The sequence below is a fragment of the Sphingomonas sp. genome, assembly GCF_048595155.1.
GTDB lineage: Bacteria > Pseudomonadota > Alphaproteobacteria > Sphingomonadales > Sphingomonadaceae > Sphingomonas_I.
Genome location: NZ_JBMDXN010000008.1, coordinates 48,295 through 59,914 on the forward strand (window position 1 = coordinate 48,295; position 11,620 = coordinate 59,914).

The 11,620-nt window shown below is 63.6% G+C and carries 12 protein-coding genes; 4 read left to right on the plus strand and 8 right to left on the minus strand.

The window, feature by feature from the left end:
* The first annotated feature begins 33 nt into the window (after positions 1 to 33).
* Both ACOJSI_RS01615 and ACOJSI_RS01620 read left to right on the plus strand, forming a co-directional pair.
* The gene (locus ACOJSI_RS01615; protein WP_420136503.1) at positions 34 to 609 is read left to right on the plus strand and encodes a CC0125/CC1285 family lipoprotein; all 576 of its coding nucleotides are present in this window, start codon (positions 34 to 36) and stop codon (positions 607 to 609) included.
* Positions 606 to 1,652 (plus strand): SDR family NAD(P)-dependent oxidoreductase, encoded by a 1,047-nt coding sequence (locus ACOJSI_RS01620; protein WP_420136504.1) that lies wholly within the window; start codon positions 606 to 608, stop codon positions 1,650 to 1,652. The genes ACOJSI_RS01615 and ACOJSI_RS01620 overlap by 4 nt, the downstream gene beginning before the upstream one ends.
* On the opposite strand, the gene mobA is transcribed toward ACOJSI_RS01620, so the two are convergent.
* A complete protein-coding gene (mobA, locus tag ACOJSI_RS01625; protein ID WP_420136505.1) occupies positions 1,649 to 2,209 on the minus strand; it encodes a molybdenum cofactor guanylyltransferase in 561 nt (186 codons plus the stop codon). The two genes, ACOJSI_RS01620 and mobA, sit on opposite strands and share 4 nt — an antisense overlap.
* Positions 2,209 to 3,015: a formate dehydrogenase accessory sulfurtransferase FdhD gene (gene fdhD, locus ACOJSI_RS01630; protein ID WP_420136506.1), complete on the minus strand. Its 807-nt coding sequence runs from the start codon at positions 3,013 to 3,015 to the stop codon at positions 2,209 to 2,211. The genes mobA and fdhD overlap by 1 nt, the downstream gene beginning before the upstream one ends.
* A gap of 60 nt (positions 3,016 to 3,075) precedes the next feature.
* Here fdhD and ACOJSI_RS01635 point away from each other — a divergent pair, with 60 nt between their 5' ends.
* Entirely contained in the window at positions 3,076 to 4,776 is a 1,701-nt protein-coding gene (locus tag ACOJSI_RS01635; protein ID WP_420136507.1) for an alpha-amylase family glycosyl hydrolase, read from the plus strand.
* Between the two features lie 126 nt (positions 4,777 to 4,902).
* Here the strand turns inward: ACOJSI_RS01635 and ACOJSI_RS01640 are convergent, their stop codons facing one another.
* From ACOJSI_RS01640 to paoA, 5 genes are all read right to left on the minus strand, one after another.
* Entirely contained in the window at positions 4,903 to 5,037 is a 135-nt protein-coding gene (locus ACOJSI_RS01640; protein ID WP_420136508.1) for a hypothetical protein, read from the minus strand.
* A 145-nt stretch (positions 5,038 to 5,182) separates the two neighbouring features.
* Complete coding sequence (locus tag ACOJSI_RS01645) at positions 5,183 to 5,650, minus strand: NUDIX domain-containing protein (RefSeq protein ID WP_420136509.1); 468 nt, start codon at positions 5,648 to 5,650, stop codon at positions 5,183 to 5,185.
* Positions 5,651 to 5,683: 33 nt separating this feature from the next.
* Positions 5,684 to 7,894, minus strand: a complete 2,211-nt coding sequence (gene paoC / locus ACOJSI_RS01650; RefSeq protein ID WP_420136510.1) for an aldehyde oxidoreductase molybdenum-binding subunit PaoC — start codon at positions 7,892 to 7,894, stop codon at positions 5,684 to 5,686.
* Positions 7,891 to 8,832, minus strand: a complete 942-nt coding sequence (locus ACOJSI_RS01655; protein ID WP_420136511.1) for an FAD binding domain-containing protein — start codon at positions 8,830 to 8,832, stop codon at positions 7,891 to 7,893. Before ACOJSI_RS01655 ends, paoC begins: the two co-directional genes overlap by 4 nt.
* Positions 8,829 to 9,359 carry an aldehyde dehydrogenase iron-sulfur subunit PaoA gene (gene paoA / locus ACOJSI_RS01660; protein ID WP_420136544.1) on the minus strand — a complete coding sequence of 177 codons (531 nt, stop codon included), beginning with the start codon at positions 9,357 to 9,359 and terminating at the stop codon, positions 8,829 to 8,831. Before paoA ends, ACOJSI_RS01655 begins: the two co-directional genes overlap by 4 nt.
* Before the next feature lie 223 nt (positions 9,360 to 9,582).
* Here paoA and ACOJSI_RS01665 point away from each other — a divergent pair, with 223 nt between their 5' ends.
* Entirely contained in the window at positions 9,583 to 10,599 is a 1,017-nt protein-coding gene (locus ACOJSI_RS01665; protein ID WP_420136512.1) for a sugar kinase, read from the plus strand.
* Here the strand turns inward: ACOJSI_RS01665 and ACOJSI_RS01670 are convergent.
* Positions 10,544 to 11,605, minus strand: coding sequence for an SDR family oxidoreductase (locus tag ACOJSI_RS01670; RefSeq protein ID WP_420136513.1), 1,062 nt, complete (start codon positions 11,603 to 11,605; stop codon positions 10,544 to 10,546). The two genes, ACOJSI_RS01665 and ACOJSI_RS01670, sit on opposite strands and share 56 nt — an antisense overlap.
* Between the last annotated feature and the right edge of the window lie 15 nt (positions 11,606 to 11,620).

Below are 11,620 nucleotides of genomic sequence, written 5' to 3' on the forward strand. Positions count from 1 at the left end.
GCCGCCACGCGCGGCCGCACCCATAGGTGATCCATGCAGACGAAGCTTGTGCGCAACGGCGTGCGGCTGACGGCGGCCGCCGTCGCCACCTTGATACTGGCCGGCTGCCAGACGGCCACACCTTACCAGCCGCTCGCGCCCAACGCCCGGTCGCGCGGCGGTTATACCGATCAGCAGATCGAACCCAATCGGTTTCGCGTAACCTTTGCCGGCAATTCGATGACGTCCCGCGAAACCGTGGAAACCTATCTTCTCTATCGCGCCGCCCAGCTCACTATCGACCGCGGCTTCGATTGGTTCGAGATGGCGGATCGCAATACGGAGCGGAACAGCAACACCTATGTGACGCAACCCTTTGGACCGGGCCCTTACGGCTATTGGGGTCCGTCCTGGCGCTATGGGCGCCGCGGGTCCGGCTGGCGCAATTGGGACCCTTATTGGGGCAACCCCTTCTGGGCGGGCAGCGTCGATGTGACGACGGTTACGCGATACGAGGCGGCGGCAGAGATCGTCATGGGACGCGGACCCAAGCCATCGAATAATGTTCGCGCCTTCGACGCCCGCGCGGTCGTCGTGAATCTCGCGCCGCGCGTGCAGACGCCGCGATGACGCGGCCGCTCGTTCGGGCGATCGTCGCGACATCGCTCGGCGGGCTTGGCCTGGCCGGCTGTGCCACCCCGTCGGTCTTGCCGCCGCGTGATGCCCAGCTGGTCGCAGGCAAAACCTATGTCATTACCGGCGCCTCCAGCGGCTTCGGCCGCGGGGTGGCGCTCGCAGTTGGCCGCTACCGTGCCAATGTCGTTCTGGCGGCGCGCCGGGGCGAGGTGCTGGAACAGGTTGCGTCGGAAATCCGTGCGGTAGGCGGTACCGCGCTCGTTGTTGTCACCGACGTCAGCCGTTCCGAAGACATTGATCGGCTGAAACGCGCCGCGCTGGGCAAATATGGCCGGATCGACATATGGATCAACAACGCGGCGGTCGGCACCATCGGGCGGTTCGACACCGTTCCCCTCGCCGATCACGCGCGCGTCATCGACGTGAACGTCAAGGGCGTCATCTTCGGCAGCCATGCCGCGCTGACGCAATTCCGTGCCCAAGGCTATGGCACGCTGATCAACATCGGCTCCGTCGAGAGCAAGGTGCCGCTGGCTTACCACAGTAGCTACACCGCATCGAAACATGCCGTGCTTGGCCTGAGCGAGGCGCTGAGCCAGGAGTTACGGCTGGATGGCCAGAAGCACATCAAGGTCGTCACCGTCATGCCATGGGCGGCCGACACCGCCTTTTGGCAACATGCCGCGAATTATAGCGGCCGAACCCCGCGCATGCCGTGGATGGACAAGCCCGATAAGGTTGTCGACGCCATCACCTGGATGTCGATCCACCCGCGCAAGCGCATCTCGGTCGGCTGGAAGGCCGAAGCCGTTGCCGTCGGCGATCATATCCTGCCCGGTCTGACCGAACATGTAGCGGCGGACATAGCCCATGGCTTCCAGATCGATCGGGGGCCAGTTGCACCGAACACGTCCGGCAGCCTCCATCAGCCGATAACCAAGGGAACCGGGGTAGAAGGAGGCAATCGCGAACGCATCCGACAAGAGGAACGGGCCTTGAAGGGAAAGGCACCGGTTCCGCCACTTCAATCCGATTAAAGGATATGGCTGCCGTTGCCGGGCGCCGCAGCAAGTCGCGCGAGATCCGCGGGGCGATTGACGTTAGCAAGCTTGAAGACTGGTTTGATGCCGATCGCCTCGACGCGGGCCGCCCACCGGCGAAGCGATCGATCCTCCTCGCCCGCCAGATGATCCTCCAACGTCGCAGCAAGCGTGCTGGGCCAGATCCCAAGAATGGGTGCATCCGCCACATAGGCGGGCCGCCCGGCGGCGATCAATTCTTCCATCAAAGCGGACGGCACGACCGGCATATCGCAACCAATCGTGAGAACCCGATCATGGCCGTGGATCGCAGCATGATGCAGGGCCCCACAAAGGCCGCCAAGCGGCCCGAGGTCGGGGCGCGGCCGATCGGCGACACTCGGCAGGCCGTCTGCAGCCTCAACGCGTCCGCAGACGATGATCCCGGAGACGTGAGGCCGAATTGCGCGCGCGGCGTGCGCGAGAAGCGGCTCGCCGGCCAGCAGCGCCAACGCTTTGTCACTGCCGAAACGTGACGAGCGTCCGCCGGCAAGGATCGCACCGAGCGGCTTCATCAAGGCAGCGCCAGCATGGCGTCTTCACGCGCCAATACGACGAGCTTCAGCCCGCACGATTGCGCGCGCGCGATCGCAAGATCGGTCGCGGCAGATATCGTCACCAGCATCGGGCATTGTGCCAAGGCTGCCTTTTCGACCAGCTCATAGGAACAGCGGGAGGAGAGTAACGCAAAACCCCCGTCCCAGTCGGCGCCGCTCCGCCGCATCGCCCCGATCAGTTTGTCGAAAGCATTATGACGGCCGACATCCTCGCGAACATCCAATATCTCCCCGTCGGCGCTGCAGCGGGCAGCGGCATGCACCGCACCGGTTGTGCGATTGAGCGGCTGTCGATCACGCAGATCTGCCAACGCCCGGAACAGCGCCGCATCGCCTGCGTGCGCCGCACTCGTTAAGCGCGGCAGCGGTCGGAGCGCCTGCTCCAGGTTTTCGATGCCACACAGGCCGCAGGATGACTCCGACACCCGATGCCGAACGCGCTCCAGCAAAGCTTCGGTCAGGCCATCCGCCAGCGTGACGCGGACTATCTCTCCGCTGGGGGTCGAATGCAGATCGATGGCGATCACGTCTTGCGCCTGGACCGCCAACCGCTCGCTCAGCGCAAAGCCAATGGCAAAATCTTCGAGGTCGCCCGGGGTCGCCATCATCACGGCATAACCGATTCCGTTGAACTCGATCGCGATGGGCCGCTCGACCGCAACCGGTCGCGTCACCTGGCGATGAGTACCATCTGGCTCGACGCGCTCAAACCGGATCGGCTGCGACGCGCGCTCGTTGCGGATCCCATCGGATGGTGCACTCATGGTGCTGCGTTATTCTATGCTAGACCAGCATGCCAGCAGCACACGCTTAGGGGGAGCAGGATGAACAAAGCGGTCTGGATGGGAACATTAGCCTTGTTCTTTGCCGCGCCTGTCTCCGCGGCCCCGCCTACCATGCCTGCCAACCCGGCCGCTGGTTCGGCCGATTGGTGGAAGCGGAGCGTCATCTACGAAATCTATCCGCGCAGCTTCGCGGACAGCAACAATGACGGCATCGGCGACATCAAGGGGATTGCAGGCAATCTGGAGTATATGGCCGATCTGGGCGTGGAAGCGGTGTGGATGACACCGTTGTTCCCGAGCGCGCAGGCGGTCTTCGGCTATGACGTCTCGGATTATGATGCCGTCGATCCGCAATTCGGCACGGTCGGCGATGTCGATGCGCTGATTGCGAAAGGCAAAGCGCAGGGCGTGAAGTTGATCCTCGACTTCGTGATAAACCACAGCTCCGACAAGCATGATTGGTTCAAGCAATCCCGCGCCAGCCGGGACAATCCGTATCGCGATTTCTACATCTGGCGCGACCCCAAACCGGACGGCAGCCCGCCCAACAACTGGACCTCGCTCTTCGGCGGCCCGGCGTGGGAAAAGGACGCGAAGACCGGACAATATTATTATCACTTCTTCTACCCGCAGCAGCCCGACCTGAACTGGCGCAACCCCAAGGTTGAGAAAGCGATGTTCGATGCTGCCGAATGGTGGCTGAAGCGTGGCGTCTACGGCTATCGGCTGGACGCCGTCGGCACGATGTTCGAGCGTGCCGACCTCAAGGACAATCCAGCCGCGCCAGGCACGGATCCTTATGGCCTGCCCCAGCAGCAACGGCTCTACAACACCGAGCAGCCGGAGATACATCCGGCCTTGCAACGGCTGCGGCAGCAGGTGATCGACCGCTATCCCGGCCGCGTCCTGATCGGCGAAACCTATGTCGCCACCGCGCCCGAACTGACCCGCTTTTACGGCGCACATAATGACGAGCTGCAAATGCCGATGTTCCTGAGCCTGATCGGGACGCCGCTGACCGCCAACGCGCTACGGCCGCGGATCGAAGCGGTGGAACCCAATCCGGCCGGCGGATGGCCCACCTTTGCGCTCAGCAACCACGATCAGCCGCGCGCCGCGAGCCGCTATGCCCGACCCGCCGGCACCAGCAGCGACGATATGGCCAAGATGATCGGCACCCTGCTGCTGACCCTACGCGGCACGCCGATCCTCTATTATGGCGAAGAGCTTGGCATGGTGAACAACGATCCCAAGCGGATCGAGGACGTGCAGGATATTATCGGTAAGAAAGGGTGGCCCAAGGAAAAAGGGCGCGATGGCGAGCGCACCCCGATGCAATGGGATGCCAGCGCCAATGCCGGCTTTAACAGCGGCGCCAAGCCCTGGCTGCCGGTGGCGCCCGATTACAAGACGCGCAATGTCGCGACAGAAAAAGTCGATCCCAACTCAGTCTTGTCGCTCTATCGAAGCCTGATTGCGGAGCGTCGCACCAACCCCGCCTTGGCGGGCGACATGGCGATGGTGGATCGCGGCAATGCGCAGGTTCTGGCCTATGTTCGCGCCGGCGGCGGCAAACGGCTGCTGACGCTGCTCAACTTCTCCGGCACTGCGGCTGACATGCCATTGGCGCGGGTCGGCGGCGGCAGAACCGGGCGGATCCTCACGCAGAACCGGGCGCGCATCGATGGCGCGACGATACGACTTGACCCGCTCGGGCTAATGGTAGTCGAACTGCTTTAGCCGAGCAGTGAACTCAGGCGTAACGCTGCAAAAACGCCTGAGCGAAGTGCGGCGGATTGAGGGTGGCTGCAGAGCGATCCTCTAGCGCTTCGGCTTCTTCGCTGTCGGAGATGGTGACGAACAAGGTCACCCCTTCAAGGTTAGCAGCGCGTTCGGCGCCCAGCGATTGAAAGCCGCTTCCGGCAAATGCAGTCCGTCTTCCTCCTCCGCCATCTGCTCGGCATAAGCCTCTTCGCTGTTCGCGCAGGGGCCAACGGTCATCCCTCCATCGTCCGTCTGCAGACAATCGCGTAAAGCTGTTGGTCCTGTAGGGTCGTGGAGATCTCATCGAAGGCTTTGATTGTCGCATCGCACAATTCGCTGCGCCATTTTTTCCCAGTCCACGACGTTCTTCCCGATGCGATCGTCAGCCATCCTCGATCAATTGCCGTTCAAGCTGCTCGAGCAGCGGCTGCTGGCTTGCCAGCATCTTCTCGCGCGCCTCATCCAGCGAGAACCAAGCCGCGCGATCCACCTCCGGAAAGGCCCGCACGGTTCCGGATTTGGGCGGCCACTCCATCTCGAACATCGTGCTGCTTATGCCTTCCGCATCGAAGTCTCCTTCGAGCGCGAAGGCGTCGACCAGCTTGCCCGCCGCCTGACGCACTTGGCCCAGCGGGCGCGCATCGCCTGTCGGCAAGGATCCAAGCTCTTCCTCGAACTCCCGCAACGCTGCCTCCAGGAGCGCCTCGCCCTCGTCAATCTTCCCTTTTGGGATCTGCCAGGCGCCAGCATCCTTGTTACGCCAAAACGGCCCACCCGGATGGACGAGCAGGACCTGCAAGCCATCTTCCGACTGCCTATACAGCAGGATGCCCGCGCTATGCTCAGGCATGCGGCAACAACTCGGCAGGGCTGATCGGGGACATCACGTTAAGTGGGGCAGTATCTTGTCCATCGTCAAAGGATAATCGCGAATGCGCGCCCCGGTTGCATGGTAGATCGCATTTGCGACGGCAGCACCCACCCCGCATATCCCAAGCTCTCCGACGCCCTTGGCCTTCATCGGCGAGGACTTATCATCTTCTTCCTCCAGAAAGATGACTTCAAGATCTGGAATGTCGGCATGGACGGGAACATGATATTCAGCCATGTCGTGGTTCACGAAGTATCCAAAGCGCGTATCCACGACGCATTCCTCCATCAAGGCGGCGCCGATGCCCATCGTCATACCGCCCAGACACTGGCTGCGCGCGGTTTTCGGATTGAGGATGCGGCCCGCCGCGGCGACGGTGAGCATCCGCCGGACGCGCACCTCCGCCGTATCGCTGTCGACGCCCACCTCACAGAAATGGGCGCCGAAGCTTGCCTGCGCATAATCGTCGGCGAGCGAGCCGACTTTGATGCCGCCTTCCACCACGACGCCGTCCCCGGCAATCTCTGCCAGCGGCACGGATCGCCCGCCGGAGCGCACAGTGCCGTCCGCGAACACCACTTCGGAAACGTTGAAGCCGGCCTTTTGCGCCAGCTGCTGGCGCAAGGTTTCGCACGCGGCGTAGACGCCTGCGGTCGAGCTGTTGCCGCCCCAGGATCCACCCGATCCCGATGATGTAGGAAAATCGGAATCGGCTAGGCGGACCTCGACCTGGCCAAGCTGCACGCCCAGCATCTCCGCCGCGGTTTGCGCGATGATGGTATAGCTGCCCGTGCCGATATCCGTCATATCGGTTTCGACCAGTACGGTGCCGTCCGGGCGCAGGGTAACGCGCGCATTCGAATCCATGGTGATATTCGGGCGGAAGGCGGCGGCCACGCCATAGCCGATCCGCCATTTCCCATCACGCATCTGCCCCGGCTTGGGGTCACGTCGAGACCAGCCGAATTTCTCCGCGCCTGTCCGCAGGCATTCGATCAACTTGCGGCTGGAGAAAGGCGTATCCGGGCCGGTTTCCGGATCATATTGAACATCGTTGCGAATCCGCAGTTCGACCGGGTCCATGCCGAGCTTTTCGGCCAGTTCGTCCATCGCGCATTCCAGCGCGAGCAGGCCCACCGCCTCGCCTGGCGCCCGCATCGAATTTCCGACCGGCAGATCGAGGTCGACAAAGCGCAGCGACGTCATCCGGTCCTTGCCGGCATAGAGCTGCTTGGTCTGGCTGGTTGCGGTTTCGACCGCGCCATCATGCTGGTTGCCGTTGACGCTTTCATGCCCGATCGCCAACAGCTGCCCGTCCGCATCCGCGCCGAAGCGCAGCCGCTGGATCGTCGCCGGCCGGTGCGTGGTCGTATTCATCACCTGCGGCCGTGCGATCGCCAGCTTGACCGGCCGGCCGAGCATGCGCGCACCGATTGCCGCCAGCACGACATCCGCCTGAATCCAGAGCTTGGCGCCAAAGCCGCCGCCGACGAAGGCCGACACGACACGCACCTGGTCCTTTGCCAACCGTAATGTACCGGCAAGATCACGCACCGCCCAATGAACCATCTGGTTCGATGTCCAGACGGTAAGCCGGTCTTCGTCCCAGCGCGCGATCGTGGCGTGCGGCTCCATCATCATGTGGCTTTGATCGGGTGTCGTATAGGTGACATCCAGCGTGACCGGGGCTGCCGCATAACCGGCCTCGAAATCGCCGGCGCCACTGTCTGGATTGCCCTGCGCCTGCTTTGATGTCGGGCGATAGGCGTTCGTCTGTTCCCGCGCGAGATCGAAGCGCCCAGCCTCTTCGGCATAGGAAATCCGCACCCGATGTGCGGCGTCCCGCGCTTGCTCGAACGTCTCGGCAACGATCAGCGCGACAGGCTGATGGTAATAACTGATTTCGTCGCTGACGAGCTGGGGGGCGAAATCTCCTTTCTTGGGCCCCTGCTCAGGCGCGTTCAGGTGCGTGACGACCAGCAACACGCCAGGCGCCGCCTCGGCATCCTGCGTGTCGATCGACGCGATCCTGCCTTTGGCGATGCCGGACGTGACAATGTAGCCATAGGCCGCATCGGGAACCTCGTCGTGATATTCATAGGCGTAAGGCGCCCGTCCAGACACTTTGCGCGGTCCATCGACGCGATCGTGACCGACACCGACCACTTTCTGCTGATCGATCGGATTGGGGCCGGCGGGCCGATCAAATAGAAGCTGGCTCACGCATGTTCCTCCCGCAGGACCGCATTCAGGGTACGTCGGGTCAGGACCGACTTGAAGGCGTTGAGCGGCGTGGTTCGCGCGCCATCGAGCACGATATCGGCGACCGCTGCGGCACCGTCAGCCTTCTCGGCCGCCTCTACCCGCCATGGCTTGTGCGCGAGGCCGCCAAAGGCGAAACGCTGAAAGCCATCGCCGATCACCGCCGCCACCGACACGTTAGCGAAGGCGTAGGAAGCGCGATCGCGGACCTTGCGATAGACATGCTTGCCGCCCACCGGTGCGGGCAAGGTTACCGCCGTGATCAGCTCGTTCGCGCCAAGCACCGTCTCGATATGGGGCGTGTCGCCAGGTAATGTGTGGAAATCGGCGATGGCGATGGTGCGGCTCGCCCCGTCCGGATCGATCGTCTCGACGGTCGCATCCAGCACCCGCATTGCCACTGCCATGTCGGACGGCTGCGTCGCGATGCAGGCATCGCTGACGCCTAGGATCGCATGGTTGCGGCTGAACCCGCCGATCGCGCTGCAGCCGGAGCCTGGCTGGCGCTTGTTGCAAGGCTTGGCAGTATCGTAAAAATAGGGGCACCGCGTCCGCTGCAACAGATTGCCGGCAGTGGTGGCCTTGTTGCGCAACTGACCGCTTGCGCCTGACAGCAATGCACGGCTCAGAACCGCATAATCCTTGCGGACCCGTTTATCCGCGGCAAGATCGGTGTTGCGGACATGCGCCCCGATGCGCAGTCCGCCTTCCTCCGTTGGTTCGATCCGGTCGAGGCCCAGATGGTTGACGTCGATCAGATGGGTCGGCGTCTCGATCTGCAGCTTCATCAGGTCGAGCAGATTGGTGCCGCCGGCGATGAACTTCGCGCCGGGATGGGCCGCGGCTGCCGCTGCAGCGCCTTGGGCGCTCGTCGCGCGCTCATAGGTGAAGGCTCTCATGCGCCCTGCACCTCCCGAATCGCGGCGATGATGTTGGGATAGGCGGCGCAGCGGCAGATATTGCCGCTCATCCGCTCGCGCACCTCGCTGTTGGAAAAGGCGACTTCCATCAGATCGTCCGTGACATGACTTGGAATGCCGTCGCTGATTTCGTCGAGCATGGCGACCGACGAACAGATCTGCCCGGGCGTGCAATAGCCGCACTGAAAGCCGTCGTGCTTGACGAAAGCCGCCTGCATGGGATGGAGCTGTTCGGGTGAGCCGAGCCCCTCGATCGTAGTGATCTCCTCGCCCTCGTGCATCACCGCAAGCGACAGGCACGAATTGATTCGCCGGCCTTCCACGATGACGGTGCAGGCGCCGCATTGACCATGATCACAGCCCTTCTTGCTTCCGGTCAGGTGAAGATGCTCACGCAGGGCGTCGAGCAGCGTGACACGCGGATCCAGCGTGAGTGTCTGTGGCGTACCGTTGACGGTCAGCGAGACCTGCAATGCGGCTGTCATGCGGACGAGGGCCCTTCGAATGTGGTTCTTTGGCGGCGACCAGCCAGGTGCAGCGCAGGCGGCATGACCAATCGCCAAGGGGAACGCTCATCCGCGCGAGCGGGTCCCGCCGATCGGACGAAAGCCGATCCACCCCTGCGCGGCGTGGTGGGGGAACCATGTGGCGCAACCGGCAAGCCGTGCCGATTGCCGGGCCGGTCGAGCCTGCCTAAAGCCGCCACGCAATCGAAGGGATCCGACGCACATGCCTTCTTCCAAGCCGACCATCTTCTTTGGCGAAGTGATGCTGCGGCTCTCGCCGCCCAATCGCGAACTGCTGCTGCAGTCGGCCAAACTGGACGTGTGGGTGGCGGGTGCCGAAGCAAATGTGGCCACCGGCTTGGCACGGCTGGACCATGCGACGCGGATGGTAACCGCGCTGCCGGACACGCCGCTGGGGGACGCGGCGGTCCATGCGCTGCGTGCACACGGCGTCGACGTTTCGGGAGTTGAGCGCCGCGAGGGCCGGATGGGCCTGTATTTCGTCACGCCAGGCGCTGGTTTGCGCGCCACGGAAGTCATCTACGACCGGGCGCATTCCGTCTTCGCCGACACGCCCTCGGATCTTTGGGATTGGGACGCGCTGCTGGCGGGTGCCGGGCGGCTCCACCTTTCGGGCATCACCCCCGCCCTTGGGCCGAATGGCACCGATGCCGCACTTACCGCAGCCGCGGCGGCCACGCGCCTGGGCGTACCTATTTCCTTCGATGGCAATTGGCGCGGGAAATTATGGGCGGCTTGGGAGGGACGTCCGCGCGAGACTCTGGCGAAGCTGGTCAGCCAGGCCGACATTCTGTTTGGCAATCATCAGGACGTGGCATTGCTGCTCGATCGGCATTTTTCCGGAGATGGCGCGGACCGCCGCCGGGAGGCGGCCGAGGCTGCATTCCAGGCGTTTCCGCAGCTGAAGCTGATCGCGTCGACGGCGCGGCATGTAGAAGACAGCGATCGTCACCGGTTGGCAGCGCGCATCGACACCCCGGACCGTGGCTTTCAGACGGACGAGATCGCGATCTCCGGGATTGTCGACCGCATCGGCGGTGGCGATAGCTTTGCCGCAGGCGTCCTGCATGGCCTGATCGAGGCTTTCAGCCTGGAAGATGTGGCGCGCGCGGGTCTGGCCCTGACCGCGCTCAAGCATAGCCTGCCAGGCGATGCGAGCTTGTTCACCCGCCGCGACCTGGACGCTTTCCTCCAAGGCGGGCTGGACGTTCGGCGCTAAGCGTGTCTGCGCTTCCACGGCGCAGGACAAGTGCGATGACGCCTGTCGCCAGCGCGGCGGCGCCAAGCGTCGTGGCGACGCGATGACGGGCGGCCCACGTATAGACGCTGAAACGGCGGCCCTGCTGCCGTCCCGACCGTATTTGTCCCTCGGGAACCGGAGAAGCGACGATATCGCTTCTGGTCGGCGCTTCGTTCGGGTCGCTGAGCATTTGGATCAGCGGGTTCGAGAGCGCGTCTAGCAATCGCGGGAAGTGGGTGCCGATCAACACTTGCAGGCGCGGCATGCCGCCGACGGTAATCTCCCGACGAGGATGCTCCGCCGCGTCGAGGATGGCCTGCGTGACCAGATCAGGATCATAAACGGGCGGCGGAATCAGCCCCTCTTGCTCCAGATGGTTGGCGGCATGCTGCGCGATCGGCGTATCGATGCCGCCCGGCTTTACGAGCGTGACCGACACAGGCACCTTGTCTGCGGCCAGTTCGATCCGCAGCGAGTTGATATAGCCCTTCACGGCATGCTTGGATGCAGCATAGGCGCCGAGGACGGGGGTGGGCAGATCGGCCACCACCGACCCAACCGTGATTAGTGCACCGCCCGATGTACGCATATGTCGCAGCGCCGCCGTCGCACCATTCACAACGCCGAAATAATTCGTGCGGAACAGCGCCTGATGCTCGTCGATCGGGGTATCGCGCAGCAACGCATAGATTGTTACTCCGGCGTCGTTGACCCAGGTGTCGATCCTGCCAAAGCGGGCAACCGCCGCCGTAGCGGCAGCTTCCGCCTGTTGCGGATCACCGACATCCGCCACGACAAAGATAGCGTCGCCGCCGGCTTCCACGATCTGGTCGACCGTAGCGCGAAGCGCGCCCTCATCCCGGGCGACCAGCGTCACTTTCGCCCCCGCTGCCGCCGCCTTCCGTGCGGTATTCAGGCCAATGCCGGAGCTGGCGCCGGTGATCACGATCGATTGGTCTCGCAGCGGCCGCAGCTGGTAGCGCATGGCGATGTATCTCCT